Origin of the sequence: Micromonospora sp. NPDC049151 (assembly GCF_040648395.1) — a bacterium.
In the GTDB taxonomy this organism is placed as follows: domain Bacteria; phylum Actinomycetota; class Actinomycetes; order Mycobacteriales; family Micromonosporaceae; genus Micromonospora.
The window spans coordinates 15,694-32,615 of record NZ_JBEZDP010000001.1; the positions used below are offsets into that span (position 1 = coordinate 15,694).

At 71.6% G+C, this 16,922-nt stretch carries 15 protein-coding genes; 6 read left to right on the forward strand and 9 right to left on the reverse strand.

Annotated features, from left to right (window positions below; genetic code table 11):
- Nucleotides 1–14: 14 nt before the first annotated feature.
- Together AB0B20_RS00090 and AB0B20_RS00095 are read left to right on the forward strand one after the other, a co-directional pair.
- Nucleotides 15–773 (forward strand): MerR family transcriptional regulator, encoded by a 759-nt coding sequence (locus tag AB0B20_RS00090; RefSeq protein ID WP_357466788.1) that lies wholly within the window; start codon nucleotides 15–17, stop codon nucleotides 771–773.
- Between the two features lie 27 nt (nucleotides 774–800).
- Complete coding sequence (locus AB0B20_RS00095; protein WP_030501927.1) at nucleotides 801–1,085, forward strand: antibiotic biosynthesis monooxygenase family protein; 285 nt, start codon at nucleotides 801–803, stop codon at nucleotides 1,083–1,085.
- Nucleotides 1,086–1,144: 59 nt separating this feature from the next.
- Here AB0B20_RS00095 and AB0B20_RS00100 read toward each other — a convergent pair whose 3' ends face one another.
- Nucleotides 1,145–2,686, reverse strand: a complete 1,542-nt coding sequence (locus AB0B20_RS00100) for a gluconokinase (RefSeq protein WP_357466791.1) — start codon at nucleotides 2,684–2,686, stop codon at nucleotides 1,145–1,147.
- Between the two features lie 263 nt (nucleotides 2,687–2,949).
- Between AB0B20_RS00100 and AB0B20_RS00105 the strand changes: the two genes are divergently transcribed.
- Both AB0B20_RS00105 and AB0B20_RS00110 read left to right on the forward strand, forming a co-directional pair.
- Nucleotides 2,950–4,104 carry a hypothetical protein gene (locus tag AB0B20_RS00105; protein ID WP_357466797.1) on the forward strand — a complete coding sequence of 385 codons (1,155 nt, stop codon included), beginning with the start codon at nucleotides 2,950–2,952 and terminating at the stop codon, nucleotides 4,102–4,104.
- 42 nt (nucleotides 4,105–4,146) lie between these two features.
- A complete protein-coding gene (locus tag AB0B20_RS00110; RefSeq protein WP_357466801.1) occupies nucleotides 4,147–5,355 on the forward strand; it encodes an aminoglycoside phosphotransferase family protein in 1,209 nt (402 codons plus the stop codon).
- Here the strand turns inward: AB0B20_RS00110 and AB0B20_RS00115 are convergent.
- Nucleotides 5,352–6,212 carry an AraC family transcriptional regulator gene (locus tag AB0B20_RS00115; protein WP_357466806.1) on the reverse strand — a complete coding sequence of 287 codons (861 nt, stop codon included), beginning with the start codon at nucleotides 6,210–6,212 and terminating at the stop codon, nucleotides 5,352–5,354. The genes AB0B20_RS00110 and AB0B20_RS00115 overlap by 4 nt on opposite strands.
- 120 nt (nucleotides 6,213–6,332) lie before the next feature.
- Here AB0B20_RS00115 and yidD point away from each other — a divergent pair, with 120 nt between their 5' ends.
- The gene (gene yidD / locus AB0B20_RS00120) at nucleotides 6,333–6,698 is read left to right on the forward strand and encodes a membrane protein insertion efficiency factor YidD (RefSeq protein ID WP_357466810.1); all 366 of its coding nucleotides are present in this window, start codon (nucleotides 6,333–6,335) and stop codon (nucleotides 6,696–6,698) included.
- Nucleotides 6,699–6,742: 44 nt separating this feature from the next.
- Here yidD and AB0B20_RS00125 read toward each other — a convergent pair whose 3' ends face one another.
- Genes AB0B20_RS00125 through AB0B20_RS00135 form a run of 3 tightly spaced genes read right to left on the reverse strand, consistent with a single transcriptional unit; the run spans nucleotide 6,743 to nucleotide 8,401 of the window.
- Nucleotides 6,743–7,477, reverse strand: a complete 735-nt coding sequence (locus AB0B20_RS00125) for a DUF2071 domain-containing protein (RefSeq protein WP_357466813.1) — start codon at nucleotides 7,475–7,477, stop codon at nucleotides 6,743–6,745.
- 31 nt (nucleotides 7,478–7,508) lie between these two features.
- Nucleotides 7,509–7,874 (reverse strand): VOC family protein, encoded by a 366-nt coding sequence (locus AB0B20_RS00130; RefSeq protein ID WP_357466817.1) that lies wholly within the window; start codon nucleotides 7,872–7,874, stop codon nucleotides 7,509–7,511.
- On the reverse strand, nucleotides 7,853–8,401 hold the full coding sequence (locus AB0B20_RS00135; protein ID WP_357466820.1) for a hypothetical protein: 549 nt from the start codon (nucleotides 8,399–8,401) through the stop codon (nucleotides 7,853–7,855). The genes AB0B20_RS00130 and AB0B20_RS00135 overlap by 22 nt, the downstream gene beginning before the upstream one ends.
- Before the next feature lie 112 nt (nucleotides 8,402–8,513).
- Here AB0B20_RS00135 and AB0B20_RS00140 point away from each other — a divergent pair, with 112 nt between their 5' ends.
- Nucleotides 8,514–10,673, forward strand: coding sequence for an MMPL family transporter (locus tag AB0B20_RS00140; protein WP_357466823.1), 2,160 nt, complete (start codon nucleotides 8,514–8,516; stop codon nucleotides 10,671–10,673).
- 47 nt (nucleotides 10,674–10,720) lie between these two features.
- On the opposite strand, the gene AB0B20_RS00145 is transcribed toward AB0B20_RS00140, so the two are convergent.
- From AB0B20_RS00145 to AB0B20_RS00160, 4 genes are all read right to left on the reverse strand, one after another.
- On the reverse strand, nucleotides 10,721–13,795 hold the full coding sequence (locus AB0B20_RS00145) for a DUF3427 domain-containing protein (RefSeq protein ID WP_357466827.1): 3,075 nt from the start codon (nucleotides 13,793–13,795) through the stop codon (nucleotides 10,721–10,723).
- A gap of 118 nt (nucleotides 13,796–13,913) precedes the next feature.
- On the reverse strand, nucleotides 13,914–14,462 hold the full coding sequence (locus AB0B20_RS00150) for a GNAT family N-acetyltransferase (protein ID WP_357466830.1): 549 nt from the start codon (nucleotides 14,460–14,462) through the stop codon (nucleotides 13,914–13,916).
- Nucleotides 14,463–14,503: 41 nt separating this feature from the next.
- Nucleotides 14,504–15,403, reverse strand: a complete 900-nt coding sequence (locus AB0B20_RS00155) for an aminoglycoside phosphotransferase family protein (protein WP_357386084.1) — start codon at nucleotides 15,401–15,403, stop codon at nucleotides 14,504–14,506.
- Nucleotides 15,400–16,827, reverse strand: a complete 1,428-nt coding sequence (locus AB0B20_RS00160) for a helix-turn-helix transcriptional regulator (protein WP_357466833.1) — start codon at nucleotides 16,825–16,827, stop codon at nucleotides 15,400–15,402. Before AB0B20_RS00160 ends, AB0B20_RS00155 begins: the two co-directional genes overlap by 4 nt.
- Nucleotides 16,828–16,922 lie beyond the last annotated feature (95 nt).

The window sequence follows — 16,922 nt, forward strand, 5'->3', positions numbered from 1 at the left end:
GAAGGGAGGGAACCATGGCGTACACGGTGGGACAGGTGGCGCGGGCGGCCCGGGTGACGGTCCGGACGCTGCACCACTACGACGAGATCGGGCTGCTGCGGCCCAGCGGGCGCACGCCGGCGGGCTACCGCCGCTACGACGAGGCGGACCTGGACCGGTTGCAGCTCATCCGCTACTACCGTGAGCTGGGGTTCCCGCTGGAGGAGATCGCCGAGATCCTGGACGATCCGGACGCCGACCCGGTGGCGCACCTGCGCCGGCAGCACGAGCTGCTGTCCGGGCGGATCGGGAAGCTCCAGGAGATGGTCGCGGCGATCGAACACGCGATGGAGGCGAGGACGTTGGGGATCCAGTTGACGCCGGAGGAGCGGTTCGAGGTGTTCGGTGACTTCGACCCGGACGAGCACGCCGAGGAGGTCGAGCAGCGCTGGGGTGACACCGAGGCGTACCGGCAGTCGCAGGAGCGCGCGGGCCGCTACTCGAAGGAGGACTGGCTGCGCAACAAGGCGGAGAACGAGGACTGGGGGCGGCGGTTCGCCGCGCTCATGGACTCGGGTGCGCCGGCCGACGGTCCGGAGGCGATGTCGCTGGCCGAGGAGCACCGGCAGCTCATCACCAAGTGGTGGTACGACTGCTCGTACGAGATCCACACCGGCCTGGCGGACATGTACGTGGCGGACCCGCGGTTCACCGCGTACTTCGAGACGCTGCGGCCCGGGATGGCCGCGTACCTGAACGAGGCGATCCACGCCAACGCGATCACCCGGTCCTGACCGGGAGCGGGTGGCAGGATGGCCGGCATGTTCATCGTCGCCGGCACCCTCTACGTCGATCCGGCCCGGCGGGACGCCTACCTGGCGTCCTGCGAGGCCGCCGTCCGCGCGGCCCGTGCCGCGCCCGGCTGCGTCGACTTCGCGGTCAGCGCCGACCTCGTCGAGCCGGGCCGGATCAACGTCTACGAGCGGTGGGAGTCGGACGAGCAGTTGCTGGCGTTCCGGGGCTCCGGCCCGGAGGACGACCAGGTGACGGAAATCCTCGGCGCCGAGGTGCACAAGTTCCGCATCTCCGGCGTCGAGGCCCCCTGACCCGTCGCTTGACGACGACGTCGGGCAGTGTGACCACGGCTGTCACGCCCTTCGGCCGGTCAGCGGGGAGGTGCTGTGGGTGGCGGTTCCGGCGGCAGGCTGGGCGCCATCCGCCGCAGGGACGTGAACGTGGGCACGAGCGCGTCGTACAGCTCGGAGAAGAGGGGGAGCAGGGCGGCGTAGGTGGCGGCGGAGGACGGGTCCGGGTGGACCGTCTCCTCGATTCGGACCAGATCGGCGGCGACCTCGATCGAGGAGATCAGCCCGAGTGCCTGCATGCCCAGCAGCGCGGCCCCGAAACCGGATCCCTCGTGCCCGGCGGGGAACCGCACCGGCATGCCCAGCGCGTCGGCGAGGATCTGCCGCCACAGTGGACTGCGGGCGAAGCCGCCGCTGGCGCGGATCTCGCGTACCTCGTTGCCGGCCGCCCGGACCGAGGCGAGGACCAGGGCGAGCTGCTGGCAGACGCCCTCCAGGGCGGCCCGGACCAGGTGCGGCCGGCCGTGGCCGTGGGTCAGCCCGACGTACGCGCCGCGGGGCAGCGCGTTCCAGTGCGGCGCCCGCTCGCTCAGCAGGTACGGCAGCATGATCAGCCCGCCGGAACCGACCGGCGCCTGGGCGGCCAGATCGAGCAGTTCCTCCTCGGCGTGCGCGCCCAGCTCCGGGGCGAGCGCGTCGTTCGCCCACTGGAGGACGATCCCGCCGTTGTTTATGGCGCCGCCGACCACCCAGCGGTCCTCGGTGAGCGCGTAGCAGAACACGCCGCCGAGCGGGTCCACGCCCGGGTGTTCCACCATCACCCGCATCGCGCCGCTGGTGCCGATCGAGCAGGCCACGACGCCGGGCCGTACCGCGCCGAGCCCGAGGTTCGCCAGCGGCCCGTCCCCGGCACCCACCACCAGCGGGGTGCGCGCGGGCAGCCCGGTGGCCCGCGCCGCCTCGGCGGTGAGCCCCGGCAGCACGTGCGTGGTGGGTACGAGCCGGGGGAGCCGCTCCTCGGTGATGCCGGCGAGGCGTAGCGCCTCGCCGTCCCAGGCCAGCCGGTGGATGTCCATCAGCCCGCTGGCCGAGGCGACCGAGTGGTCGGTGACGAGAGCGCCGGTGAGCCGGCGCAGCACGAGCTCCTTGATGCCGACCCAGTGCGCGACCCGCTCGTGCAGCTTCGGTTCCCGCTCGGCGAACCAGACCAGCTTGGGCAGCGGCGCCATCGGGTGCACCGGGGTGCCGGTGCGCCGGTGCAGGGCGAGCCCGGACGGCACGGCACGCAGCCGCTCGGCCTGCGCGCTGGCCCGGGAGTCGGCCCAGGTGATCGACGGGGTGAGCGGGGTGCCGTCGGCGTCCAGCCCGATCAGGCTGTGCATGGCGGTGCTGAACGACAGCCCGGCCACCGGAACGGTCAGCTCGTCGACGACCGCGCGGATCACGCCCAGCACGGCCCGGTGGATGAGTTCCGGGTCCTGCTCGGCCCAGCCCGGGTTCGGCTCCTCCAGGGGGTAGCCGATCGAGTGACTGGCCAGTTGCCGGCCGGAGGTGTCGAACGCGACCGCCTTGGAGCTGGTGGTGCCGATGTCCACACCCACCACGACGGCCGGGTCGCCCACCGGTGCACCTCCTCACCGCCGGGGCCGCGTTCACCCCGTTGTCGCGGCTGATGTTACGGACGCGTTCGAGCCCTCGCATTCCGGAACGGGAGCGCGGGGAGGCGGTGGCACGGAACGTGAGAGGACGTGAGAGATTTCGCCGATTGTGGAGGTCAATCAGCCGATCGGTCTAATTGGCGACTTTTGCGTGTCTTGGTACCCCTGCCGGATCGTTTACATGAACGACACCCCGGTTGGTGTGCTCGCGCGGCGGAGGAGTCAGCGTGGCGAAGACTGATTCGACGGGTTCCACATGGCGGTACCGGTGGGCGCACCGGCAGAACGAGCGGCGGCAGCGGGCCTTCCGCGCGGCCGACGAGGCGTGGCGACGCCGCGACGACGAGCTGCGCCGCCTGCGTACCCTCGCGGTGTCCTTCCACGGCTCGGCCCAGGCGGGCGTCGGCCTGCCGATGGAGCTGGCCCCCGGCGAGGTGGTCTTCTGGACGCTGCCGGCCGCGCAACTGGTCGAGGTACGGCACACCGCCGTGCTCCCCGCCCCCGAGCTGACAGTCGACCCCGACCCGCCGGTGCTGCGCCCCCGCCGCCCCGAGGGCGTCAAGGTGGTCGACGCCGGGCTCGCCGTGCTCACCAACCGGCGGCTGGTGCTGCTCGGCGGACGCGGCCGGCGGGACTGGGCGTACGGCCGGATGACCGGCCTGTCCCACGACCCCGGCGCACCGGTCACCCTGATCCAGGTGCTGGACCGGCGGCGTACCTCCGGGTTGCTGCTGCCCACCGGCGCGGCGGCCGACTTCCGGTTCACGCTCACGCTGGCGTTCGCCGACGCGATCGAGCAGCGCGCCGCCGTCGTGGCCGAACTGGACGAGCTGATCGCGGAACACACCGCCGCGCGACCCGAACGTCCCGCCGTGCTCACTCCCGCCCAGGCCCGGATCACCGCGCTGGTGCCGGGCGGCCGGCGCACGGTGGCGGTCTGCGGGGCGCTCGCCTTGATCGTGCCGGCGATGCTCGTCGAGTCCAACCCGCCCACCCGGGCCGGCTCGGAGCGGGCCGCCGCCGCGACCCCGGCGGCCACCGGCACGACACCGCCGCCGCACGTCGCGCCCGCCGTCCGGGGCCGGCCCACTCCCAGTCCCGAGCCGTCGCGCGCCCGCCCCGCGCCGCCGCGCGGCACGCCGCAACCGCCGGTCCAGCGCCGCTGCGGGGCCCCACAGAACCCCTTCGGGTACGACTTCTGCGGCGGGCAGCGGATCCGGCGTCCGGCGGCCGGGGTGTGCGACTGGTTCGAGTGCGTACCCGGGTTCTGGTCGGATCGCGGCTGGCTGGTGCAGTGCCGCGACGGCTCGGTCAGCCGCACCGGCGGGCAACGCGACGTGTGCGCCGGTCACGAAGGGCTCCGCCGTACCGTCTGGCGGTGAATCCGCTCGCCTCCCGTAGGGGTGCCCGGATACCGTCCGGCCGTGTCCCGAACTGTCACGCTGGCCCTGCTCGACGCCGCCGGCCGCCCGCTCGGCGCGCTGCCTCCGTTCGACGTACGGGAGCCGTGGTGGCAGGAGGTCCACTCGATCGTCGACACGGTCCGGCAGCGCCACGGTCTGGAGGTCGCCGTGCTGCGGCTGCTCGACGCCGACCGTCCCGCGCCGCCCGGCGGCCACGTCCGCTACCTGGCGCGGGTAGCCGACGCCCCTGCCGTACCCCTGGAACCGGCCGCCGTGGACCTCGCGCCGCATCCGCTGCGCCAGCCGTGGGCGCACGCCGGCGGCCCGGCCCGCAGCGTCGCCTGGGCGGCCGGCGAGCTGGGCCGGCTCGGCCGCCGGGTGACGGCGGTGGCGCAGCAGCGCACCTGGAACCTCTCCGCCATCTGGCGCCTGGACACCGACCAGGGCCCGGCGTGGCTGAAACAGCTCCCCCCGTTCGCCCACCACGAAGCCACAGTCCTGGCCTTCCTCGGTGATCAAGGAGTTGGTGGCGGTGTCGATCTCCCTGACGACCTGAACTCCTTGATCAATGGGCCGGTGGTGCTGGCCGCCGACGGGGAGGGGCGGATGCTGCTGGCGGACGTGCCGGGGGAGGACCGGTACGGGGCTGGGGAACGGGAGCGGGCCGCCATCGCGGCCGGGCATCACCTGGTGCAGCTGCGGGCGTGCGGCAGCGTCGGCGAACTCGTCGCGGCGGGGGTGCCGGACCTGCGCGGGGCGGCACTGGCCGACTGGATCCGGGAACGGCTGGCCGGGCACGACGTGTCGGCCGCCGCCGACCTGCTCGACGGGCTCGACCGGCGGCTGCGGCAGATCGGCGACTGCGGCCTGCCGGACACCCTCGTGCACGGCGACCTGCACCCCGGCAACGTCCGCGGCGACGACGGCGGCCGGACCGTGATCGACTGGGCGGACTCGTTCGTCGGCCACCCCGCCTTCGACATCCTGCGCCTCACCGAGGACGTCGATGCGGACGCCGCCGCCCGGCTGGTCGACGCGTGGGCGCGGCGGTGGCGGGCCGGCGTGCCCGGCAGCGACCCGCACCGGGCCGTCGACCTGCTCCGGCCGGTCGCGCCGCTGCGGCAGGCCGCCGTGTACGCGATGTTCCTCGCCGCGATCGAGCCGAGTGAACACCCCTACCACGTGCACGACGTGCCGGCCGCGCTGGCGCGAGCGGCGGCCACGCCCTAGACCCGGCGCACCGGGATCCACAACTCCGCGTCGGCGATACCGCCGTCCCCGGCGACCCGGACCCGCGAGATCTCCGGCCCCGGGCGGACCTCGTACGGGTTGGCCGGGAACCACTGGGTGAACACGGCCCGCCACAGGTGCTGCACCGCGACCGGGAACGCACCGGAACTGGAGAACACCGCCCAGTCACCGGCCTCGACCGGCAGGCTGCGCAGGCCGTCCGGCACGTCCGCGCCGGTCACCGCCGCGTACCAGTAGTCCAGCTCGGTGCCCTCGGCGCGGGAGCCGGCCAGCTCGGCGCTGACGTTGACGATCCCGTGCGGCTCCTGGTCGGACAGTGCCTCGATGCGGCGTACGGTGGCCGGGTCGATGCCCCTGACGAACGCCACGATGTGCGGGTTCATCCCCTCGTGCACGAGCGGCACCCGGGCCGCCAGACCGGCGAGCCGGAAGGCGTCCTTGGTCACGATCCGGTAGTCCATGCTGGTGTTCCCTTCGACGACGAGCCGGAAGGACAACCGGGGCTGGGACCGCAGCACCGCGCCGGCCTGCCGGGCCCGCGTCGGTCCGACGCCGTGTACGGCCCGGAACGCGCGGGCGAACGCCTCGTTCGAGCCGTACCCCCAGCGGACCGCCACGTCGAGCAGCGACTCCCGGCCGGCGAGCACGTCGGCGCCCGCCAGCGTCATCCGGCGGCGACGCACGTACTCCGACAGCGGCAGCCCGGCCAGCGCCGAGAACAGCCGGCCGAAGTGGTGCTCCGACACGCCCGCGATCCGGGCCAGCGTGGCCACGTCGAGCGGCTGGTCGAGCCGCTGTTCGAGGTGTTCCAGCGCCGCGTTGAGCCGATCCAGCACCCGTTCTTCCCTCCTGGTGACGCCGTCGACGCTAGGTTGCCGGCCGCCCGCCGACCCGATCACACCGGACCCGGTCCGGTCGCCTCATCGACAGTGGCGAGGGTGTCGCATCATGACGTGGTGATCTTCCGGAGGCGACACCACAAGAAGAAGAACCGCGGCTGTGACTGCGACGCGTTCGACTGTGAGGCGCTGACCTGCTGCGACCTGGGCATCTTCTCGACCCTGCTCACCCTCGGCTCGGTGACGGCGGGCGTCGTCCGGCGGCCCGCCGTGGACCGGGCCGGCCGGGCCGCCATCCTCGGTTACCGGCGCTGGCTGTCGCACCGCTGGCCGGGAACCTGTCGCTACACGCCGACGTGCAGCGCGTACGGGCTCGCCGCCGTGGAGCGGTACGGGCTGGCGGTGGGCGGCCGGATGGCTGCCGACCGGGTCCGCCGGTGCCGCCACGACGTCCCGCACGGCACCCACGACCCGCTGCGCTGAGCCCGCGCCCCCGGCCCGTCGGTCCGCCTCCCGTGCCGGCGGGGTCACCCAGCCGAGGTGGGGCCGCCGAAGACGACTGGTACGCCGGGGGAGTAGAGCACGCTCATCGGGGGTCCGTCGGGTGCGGGCAGGCCGCCGGCCGTGACCAGCTCGTCGTCCAGGTGCAGCAGTTCGGCGCGGTGCAGCGGCCACTGTGGATGCCAGTTCGGCAGGTGCAGGGTGCGGCCGTACGCGCGGGTGTGCAGGCCCCAGCGGGCGGTGAGGAAGTGCTCCAGCGGCGTCGGCTCGGGGATCGGTGCGCCGACGCGCACCGTCATCCGGTTTGTCGCACCAGCCGGACCGGGCCAGCGGCGACGGCAGCGGTAGGTGAGCGTGTCGCCGGAGCGGTCCAGCCGCATCGCCGACCACTTGTACGGCAGGCGCAGGCTCAGCTGGGCCACCAGCACCGGCACCAGCCGGGACGCGTCCAGCGAGCGGAACACGACAGCCCGCCGCCCCGAGCTGTCGACCGAGTAGAGCCGTACGTTCGTCTCCCAGAACGTGCCGAAGTAGGGCACACCCGGGCCGCGGCCGAGACCCACCCCGACCATCTGGAACCCGATCAGCCCGACGTAGGTGAGCCCGTCGAACGTGTCAGGCCGGGTGCCGGCGGGCAGCAGCGGTGCCACCCGTTCCGGCGGGACCGCCCAGTGCAGGAAGGCGAGGTCGTGCCAGCGCTGGGCCAGCCAGGCCCGGCGGATGGCGCGTACCGGAGCGTGCTCGACCGGTTCGATCTCCACCGGCCCATCCTGACTCCCGGACGCAAGCGACTCACTCCGGGCGGTGGCAGACCGCCTCGACGTTGTTGCCGTCCGGGTCGCGGACGAACGCGCCGTAGTAGGTGGCGTGGTATTCCGGCCACTCCTTCGGCGCGTGCAGCACCTCCGCGCCGGCCGCCACAGCCGCGTCGTGGAACGCGCGCACGGTGGCACGGTCGCCGGCGGTGAACGCGATGTGCACAGGCACCGGCATGGCACCTGACGGCGCGGGCTCGACCCAGAAGTCGGGCGCGTCGACGCCGTAGCCGATCGGGCCGGGCTCCATCAGCCGGCGAGCGCCCAGCGGGGCGAGCACGGCGTCGTAGAAGGCGCCGCTGGCCGCCAGGTCGCGCACCGCTATGGACAGGTGGTCGAGCACGTCGCCTCCCGGGGTCGTCGATGACCGCGCCAGGCTACGAGCCGCCTACGACACTTCCGCCGGCGTGAGGGACGCGCGCCGTCGGCGCCAGCAGCGCGCCGAACACGACGGCGAGCCCGCCGATCACGTAGCCGCGCCGCCGGACGCTCCCGGACGCGGAGACGGCCGCGAGCGGCGTACCCGATCAGCGACCCGGCCACCGCGAGCGCCGCGCCGCCGAGCAGCGCCCGCCCCCAGCGGGCCTCGCCGGTCAGCGGGACCACCCACCGGAAGAACGCCAGCGCCACGGCGAGCAGCGCGGTGGCGGCCAGCGTGGACACGCCGACGGCCGGGCCGGGGCGTGAGGGCTGCCGGGCCGCCAGCACGGCGGCGAGTACCGGTGACGCGAGCACGGGCCACCACAGCGCGGTGGAGACCGGCTGGTCCTCCTCCCACCTGTGGGTCCACTCGAAGAAGACCAGCGGAGCCGGCATGGTCGCCGCCAACCACGCGCTCAGCACTCCGGGACCGGGCATCCGCATGCTCATCAGCCGATCCTGCGCCACCCGGATCATCGACGAAAGTTCGCGAGCCGTCCGAAAGGGATCGCTCACGCAGCGTAGTATCAGGCGTGACACAGCCGAACACACGGGGGAAACGATGTTCGAGCGCCTGGGCAGATTCGTCGTGGGCAAGGCATGGTGGGTGATCGGTGGCTGGGTCGTCGCCGCGATCGCGATCATCGCCGCGAGCCCGTCACTGAGCGACATCACCTCCGCCGACCAGGAGAGCTTCCTGCCGCGCTCCTACGAGTCGGTGCAGGCCACCGAGCTGGGGGCGAAGTCGTTCCCGCAGGCGGCCACCGCCACCGCCACGGTCGTCGTCAAGCGCGGCGACGGCAAGCCGCTGACCCCGGCCGACGAGGCGCGCGTGGGGCAACTCGCTACCGCGCTCAAGGCCCGGAACATCCCGCAGACCTCCGGCTACCTGACCGGCCCGCAGGCGGTCGCGCCGGACAGGTCGGTGCAGGTGGTCACCGTCGGTCTCGACGCCGACAGCCCCGACGACCCGGGCCTGCTCGACGCGGTACGCGCCCTGCGCACCGCCCTCGGGCCGGACCTGGCCGGCAGCGGCCTGACCGCCGGGGTGGCCGGCGACGTGGCGAGCTTCGTGGACAACGAGGACACGTTCAACGACGCCTTCGCCGTCGTCGGCATCGCCACCATCGTCTTGATCATCGGGCTGATCCTGATCATCTTCCGCAGCCCGATCGCCGCGCTGCTGCCCGTGGTGGTGATCAGCGTCGTCATGTCCGTCACCACCGGGCTGGTCGCCGCCGCCGGCAAGGCGTTCGACCTCAACGTCAGCCAGGACCTGCAGACCATCCTGCTGATCGTGCTGTTCGGCATCGGCACCGACTACATCCTGTTCCTGCTGTTCCGCTACCGGGAACGGCTACGCGCCGGTGACGACAAGCGCACCGCGATGGTCGTCACGGTGCAGCGGGTCGGCGAGGTCATCACGTCCGCCGCCGGTGCGGTGATCGTGGCGTTCCTGGTGCTGCTGCTCGCCTCGCTCGGCTTCTTCGGCTCGCTCGGCCCGGCGCTCGCCATCGCCGTCGGCGTCATGCTCGTCACCTCGCTGACGCTGATCCCGGCGCTCGTGTCGCTGCTCGGCCGGTGGGTGTTCTGGCCGTCGAAGGCGTGGCAGCGCGTACCGAAGGCGACCCTGTCCCGGCGGCTCGGCGCCGCCGTCGGCCGCCGCCCGGCGGTCGTCGCCGCGGCCTCCGGCGCGCTGCTCGTCGCGCTCGCCGCCGGGGTGCTCGGCTACAAGGCCGACTACGACTTCGGCGCCGGCTTCCCGCAGGACACCGAGTCGGCGCGAGCCGCCACGGACCTCCAGCGCGGGTTCGCCGCCGGGGCGCTCGCGCCCACCGAGGTCTACCTGACCACCGGCAACGGCACCCCGCTCACCGAGCAGCAGGTGAACGACTTCGCCGCCGCGTCGGCGCGGGCACCGGGCGTCGGGCGGGCACAGCCACCGGAGCGCAGCGCCACCGACCCGAGCGTCGCGCGGATCAACCTGCTGCTGGACGAGAACCCGATGTCCAACGAGGCGATCACGCTGGTGCGCGACGACCTGCGGGACGCGGTGCACGAGGCGGCTCCGCCCGGCACAAAGGCACTGGTCGGCGGCACCACCGCGATCTTCGCGGACATCAACTCGGCGAACAACAGGGACCTGTCGGTCATCCTTCCGGTCGCCGCCGCCCTGATCGCGCTCATCCTCGCGTTGCTGCTGCGCAGCCTCGTCGCGCCGGTCTACCTGGTGATCGCGGTGCTGCTCAACTTCGCCGCCACGCTCGGCGCGACCGTGTACGTGTTCCAGGGGCTCCAGGGCAATCCCGGCGTCACGTTCCAGTTGCCGATCATCCTCTACCTGTTCGTGGTGGCGATCGGCACCGACTACAACATCCTGATGATCGCCCGGCTACGCGAGGAGGCACGCGAGGGCCACGAACCGCACCGCGCCGCCGCGATCGGGGTGGAACACGCCGGCCCGACGGTCGCCGCGGCCGGGCTGATCCTGGCCGGCACGTTCGGGGTGCTGATGCTCGCGCCGATCTCGTTCCTCCAGCAGATGGGCTTCGCGGTGGCGATCGGGATCGTGCTGTCCGCGTTCGTCATGTCGATGTTCTTCGTACCGGCGCTGACCGGGCTGATCGGTCACAAGGCGTGGTGGCCGGGGCATGGTGACGAACGGCGCAACGGTGGCGGCCGGCACGCGGCACCCGAGACGGCCGACGCCGCCCCGGTGTGACCGGCACGTCCGCCCCGGCGCGGTGCTCTTTCCGCGCCTATCGGATATCAGGCGGCGATCGCCCGGGCGGCGGCGTACATGTCGGCGGGGAGCGGATGCCGCAATTCCCAGAGGATGCGCATCGGCCGGTCACCGGTGTGCTCCTGGTACGTCATCGGGCCGGCGTACAGGTACGGCGGTGCGCCCAGGTCACGGTCGGCGATCTTTGTCTCGCGGACGAACAGGTGCACCGTCGAGCCCTGCGCGACGTGGTTGACGTACCGCTGACCAGTGGCCGAGCCCGACGAAGTGGTGCTCTGCGACTCCCACTGGAAGAGCCGGTCGGTGATGGCGCGGTCGGCGTACATGGTGGTGGGGGAGTAGTGCTCCTCCGACTTCACGAGCGTGACGAAGAACAGATCCGCGCGCTCGTCCGGCAGCCACTTCACGCCCTCGCGCAGCGAGCCCGGGTTCGTCATGCCGAATGCCGCGCACGCCTCGTTACGGCTGTAGCGGGCGTGCACCCGCAGAGGGACCCGGCCGGCTGCTGGCCGCTCGGTGACCCGGTGGATGCGGTCGCGCAGCACGTCGGCGACCTGCCGCAGCTCGGCGCAGCGCTCCGGCTCCGCCCACAGCCGCCGGAGCCGGGCGTCGCGTTCGGTCAGCGGCACCGATGGCCCCCACAGGCTGAAATGCAGCATGTCGAACAGTCGCCCCGCGGCGGGGCGCTGGCCGGCGGCGACCCGGGCGATCAAGTCCAGTCGATCGACATCGTCGGTGTGGAGCATCCGGCCGATCGACCGGCCCAGGTCGCTGTCGTCGGGGCCGCCTTCGGCCGGGTCGAGTCCGGCGAGGCGCCGCAGTCCGGCCCAGCCACCGACGCTCGCCGACCGGTAGACGTCCTCGATCTCCAGGCCGGTCTCGCGCAGGAAGTCGGACAGGCTCACGTCACCGAGCTGCCGGAGTTCCGCCACCAGCGCGTTCTTCGACGTCGGCAGCGCCGACTTGAGATTGGCGAGCACGATCTCCTTCGCCACCCGGTCCAGCTCGATGTGGCAGCCGCTGGGCAGCGAGGGGAAGTCCTCCCGGACGGCGGTCTCGACCGTCCGGCGGCTGACCCCGGCGAGCGCCCGCCAGCGCAGGTCGAACCGGAAGTTCGCGTGCTGCCCGCCGATGAAGTCGAGCACCGTCAGGCACGGCTTGTCGTCGTCGAGCCGCAGGCCCCGGCCGAGCTGCTGGAGGAAGATGGTGGCGCTCTCGGTGGGGCGCAGCATGAGAATGGTGTCGACCATCGGCAGGTCGACGCCCTCGTTGAACAGGTCGACTGTGAAGAGCGCCTTCAGCTCGCGCTTGCGGAAGCGGTCGATCAGCGCGTGCTGCTCTGGCCGGTTGACTCTTGATGTCACGGACGCCGCCGGCACACCGTGCCGGGTGAACCAGTCGGCCATGAACTCCGCGTGCCCGATGCTCACGCAGAAGCCGAGCGCGCGCATCCGTCCGACATCAGCGATGCGCCGGACCGCGTGCAGGATGAGCCGCGCCCGCGCATGGTTGCCGGTGTAGACGCCGTCGAGGTCCCCCTTGTCGTACCCCTGTCCGCGCTTCCACCGCACCCGCGCCAGGTCCACGTCGTCGTGCAGCCCGAAGTATTGGAACGGTGCCAGCAATTGTCGTTCGAGGGCTTCCCACAGGTGCAACTCCACCGACGCGCGACCGTCGAACCACCGGCGCACGTCGGCGCCGTCGCTGCGCTCGGGGGTAGCGGTCAGACCCAGGAGTACGCGCGGTCGAAGCCGCTCCAGCAACGCCGTGTACGTCGGTGCCTCGGCGTGGTGGAACTCGTCGACGATCACCATGTCGTACGCCTCGGGGGCGATCTCCTGCCGGTACAGCGACTGGATCGACGCGAAGACGTGCTTCCATCCCTGCGGCCGGTCGCCTTTGACCAGCGTCTCACCGAACGTGCCGTTGCCCATGACCTGGCGGAACACCGACCGGCTCTGCCGCAGGATCTGCTCCTGGTGCGCGACGAAGAGCAATGAGTCGACATGACCGGCCCGCCGCAGCCGGCGGTAGTCGAGCGCCGCCACCACCGTCTTTCCGGTGCCGGTCGCCATCACCACCAGGTTGCGCCAGCGACCGTGCACCAGACGCTCGGCGTCCAGGTCGTCAAGAACCTCCTGCTGGTACGGGAACGGCCGCACGTCCAGGTTCGCGATCTCGGTCGGTGCGTCGTCGGCGCGTTCACCGCGCAACGCGACGCGCAGGCGCTCGGAGTCCGTTGCCGGGTCGTACGGCTCGAACGCCGAGTCGTGCCAGTAGTCGGCGAACGTCGCCTCGAACGTGTCTATGACGTGCGGCTGCTCGAGGTTCGAGATGCGGACGTTCCACTCCACGCCGTCGACGAGCGCGGCCCTGGACAGGTTCGACGAGCCGACGTACGCGGTGGTGGTGCCGTTGCTCCGCCGGAACAGCCACGCCTTGGCGTGCAGACGGGTGGTCCGCGTCTCGTAGGACACCTTGATCTCGGCGCCCAACTCGGCGAGCCGGTCGATCGCCCGCTGGTCGGTGGCACCCATGTACGTCGTCGTGATGACCCGTACCCGGCCACCCCTGGCGATCAGGTCGGTGATGGCCGGCTCGATGATGCGCAGACCGTGCCACTTGATGAAGGCGCAGAGCAGGTCCACCTCGTCTGCCGACGCCATCTCGTGGCTGACCTCGTGGCCGATGCGTGGCTGGTGTCGGCCGTTCACCAGGAGCGCGCCGGTGGAGAGCGGCGTCGACGGGCGGATCGGGAAGACCGGTGCGGCCGGCGGGGTGGGTGGTGCCGCGATGGCGTGAAGCAGACGTTGAGCGTCCGCCACCTGGTCGTCGGCGGTGACGGCGCGCGGCTCGGCCTGAGCGATGTGCGCGGCGATACGGTTCGCCAGGTCGACCTGACGCGCCAGCTTGTTCTCCCCGCCGCCGACGCCGAGAAGTGCGCGCCGGGCCAGTCCCGCGATGTGCCGGGCCAGGACATCATGCGCGTCGGCGGCATCCAGCTTCGCGTCCCGGACCAGGGCGTTGTCGATGTGTCTGAGCCGCGTCGCCAGCTTTTCCGTGATCAGGTGCTCGTAGATGCCCTTCTCAAGATCCCCCACGAGGGCAAGCTAGCCGCGATGAACGCCAGGCGGAAGCTGGTGCGGTAGGTGTCAGGAGCTTTGTCCCTCCGCCTGTCAGATCATCGACACCTGGAGGTGAAGGTCGACGCGTTGCCCATCACCGGCTCGACGCGATGGCTTTGATGCGGACCTCGAACAGCGGTGCCCCTGCCCGCGTCGGCTGGAGCCACCCGGCCGGTTGCCAACCCCAGGAGTCATACGCCTGCTGGGCGGCAGTGTTGTCGGGGCGTACGAGCAGTGTGGCCCTCTCTTCTCGCCGAGTGCTCAGCAGCCGGTCGTGGAGCGCCCGCGCGATACCCCGGCGCTGCCACGATCGCCGCACCAGCAGTTCGCAGACTGCGAAAGTCCGGTGCCCGTTCTCGTCAGTGAAGCCCTCCGGCACCGGCTCGTGGATGCCGCTCCACCAGGACGTATCGGCTGCGAGCGGGAAGCCGTAGACGTAGCCGACCAACTCGTCTTCGACGCGGGCCGACACCAGCTCCCAACCCTGCCGGGGCATGTGTGCCGCGAGCTGCCGTTCGTACCGCTCAGCCGTGTAGCGCGGACCGTCGGCGGCGTGCGCGTCGAGGTACACGTCCACAAGCTGGCCCACCAATCCCTCGGCCTCTGCTGCGGTCTGGTGGCGTAGTCGTAGATGCTCCCGCACGAGCACAGGATCTCATCGGCCAGCGGTCGCTCATCGAGGGCTCAGACGAGATCAGCGAATGGTCTCCAACGTAGACCGTTCACGCCCTTTGCAATTGACGTCAAGCGGTTGGAGAATTCGGCCGCAACCCTCGATGAGCTTGTGAGAAGCGGCGTGGCAGCGGCGATCATCTTGAGCTCGCGGGCTTCCCGCAGTAGTGGCCAGTCGCGGTCGGACGTCACGTCATATCCGTACGCTTCGGCGAGCGCACGATGCGCCCCGGTCTTGCCGAAGCGGGCCTCGCCCACAGCGACCGCGGCCAGGTCCACCTGCCACGGCCCGAGGCAGGTGGCGTCGAAGTCGCAGAGCAGGATGCGACCTGATGCATCCCGTAGCAGGTTGCCGACGTGGGCATCCCCGTGGATGAGCGAGTGTGGTGCACGCTGCCGCAGGTCGGCGACAGGTGGCTCCAAGCGGTCGCACCACTCCACCAGATAGTCGTGGTCCTCGGTGCTCAGCCCGTCGGCATCCGCCAGGCGTCGACGTGCGTCCCCGATCGGGTCCCAGGCTGGCAACGGGAAAGGCGGAGGTCCAAGCGTATGAAATCGCCGCAGTGCCGAGCCGAGGTCATCCACAGTTGGAACAGGTGCGGTGGCTGGCACATAGGTCCACACCGAGGCCACCAAGTCGCCGACTTCGACCGGCTGTGTCACGCCCGGCACCAGCCGGATCGTCGGCGCGTCCAACTCGGCGAACCATCGCGCCAGTTGAACGACCTTCCGCACTCGGTCTCTGAGTCGGTGCGTTCGTGCGATCCGGATGACAAGCCCGGAGTCCGGCAGCGCGAACACGGCGTTGTTTGTCAGCCGCAGGAGCTGGGCATTCTCGGCCGGCACCTCAAGCTTGCCGGCGATCTCCCGCATGGCTCGGGTCATCGCCTCTTCCGAGAACCGGCCACTCATATCGCGGCCGCAGCTCGTGCGATGAGCGTCCGTTCGAATTCGGCGACGACCGGAAGGTGACGGTGCCGTCCGAGGTCGCGACGCAGATTGACTACTCGGTCGACCACTCGACTGGAACTCAAGGCACGTGACTGTTCCACCACGCGCATGCCGACAGTGACCGCCCGCTCGGGCTCATCGGCGAGGAAGAACGCGCTGCACAAGCCGACCTCGTTCAGGACCATGCTGCGGACGTTCGCCGGTCCGAAGGCGACGATCGCTTCCTCGACGCTCCGTACGGCCTGCGTCGCCTGCGTTCTGGACTGCCGGGCCATGTCGCGGTACACGCGACCGTACTGGGCGAGCAGTTCACCGCGGTCGTAGAAGGCCATCCACGCCGGCTCACGCTCGGGATCCACACGCTCGAACTGATCACTGGCCCGACCGAGAAGGGTGAGCGCGTTGCTGTGGTCGCCGAGCGCGGCTGTCGAGGCAGCCTCCGCGCCCCAGAGCAGCGCCCTCACCCCCGGGGTTGCCCGCGATCCCAGCTCCGAGTGGGCCAGACGCAGAGCGGCTAGGGCGTCCTGGTTGTGCCGAAGGTGTTGTAGCTGCTTGGCCTGCGAGTATCGAATCAGGGCCGCTAGCTGAGCATCGTCAGCGGTTGTTGCCGCCCGCTCGCCGGCAGCGAAATGCCGTTGGGCGTCGGCGTGCCGGCCTGCGTCGAGCGCGGTCCAGCCCGCCAGTTGACGAGCCGCCGCTACCGCCGCGACCAGGCGCGGTGTCAATCCGGCCGAATGCGACCAGTCGAGCATGCGGTACACCGACTCCGCGAACCGGGCTACCTCCCGATAGAGCAGGCCACCGCCGCATTCGTAGTCGACTGACCGATAGAGCTCCAGCACCGCGTTCAGCCGAGACACGTCCGCACTGCCGATGCGGCGGGGCCGGGGTTCCTCACCGACGCCGACCAGTCCGGCTCCCGCCGACACCGCCGCGATGCCGGCCAAGAGTGTTCGCCGTCCCAGGTCCGGTGCTGCGTCTGCCCGGGCGCTCGTCGGGGAGCCCGGACCGACTGCGAACCAGAGCGATTTCGGCGGGATGCGGAGCACTGTCGCCCAATGCGTCAGCCGGTCGAGATGCACCTGGGCAGGCCCGTTCTCGATCCGGCTCAACTGCGCCTGTGTGATTCCCAGCCACCCGGCGACGACGCTCTGCGGCAGAGGGCTCCGCCCGTGGTACGGGTGGTGCCGGTACGCACGGATCACCCGCCCGAGGTGCCGCCCGGCCAGCGCCGTCCGTACCGGCTCATGGTCCCAGAACGAATCGGGTACGGCGGGCGGCGTGCTGAGGCGGTCACGTTCGGCGGCCTGACAGGGCGCGCAGCGTCCCGTGCCGTTGTCGCGTGCCAGGCGGCCGCCGCAGCGGGGGCAGTTCGCAGGTGTCACCGGCAACCTCGCCGTTCGCGGAGAACCTGTGTCCGAAGTCGAGCCTAGTCATTCAACCCGTTGCGGAGCGGCCCGGTATACGCACCGTGCATATC

Bases quoted from the DNA above. Each gene is read 5' to 3' on its own strand.
- AB0B20_RS00155 (WP_357386084.1), bottom strand. From the start codon at position 15,403: ATGAGTGGCCGGTTCTCGGAAGAGGCGATGACCCGAGCCATGCGGGAG.
- AB0B20_RS00090 (WP_357466788.1), top strand. From the start codon at position 15: ATGGCGTACACGGTGGGACAGGTGGCGCGGGCGGCCCGGGTGACGGTC.
- AB0B20_RS00095 (WP_030501927.1), top strand. From the start codon at position 801: ATGTTCATCGTCGCCGGCACCCTCTACGTCGATCCGGCCCGGCGGGAC.
- AB0B20_RS00135 (WP_357466820.1), bottom strand. From the start codon at position 8,401: ATGAGCATGCGGATGCCCGGTCCCGGAGTGCTGAGCGCGTGGTTGGCG.
- AB0B20_RS00140 (WP_357466823.1), top strand. From the start codon at position 8,514: ATGTTCGAGCGCCTGGGCAGATTCGTCGTGGGCAAGGCATGGTGGGTG.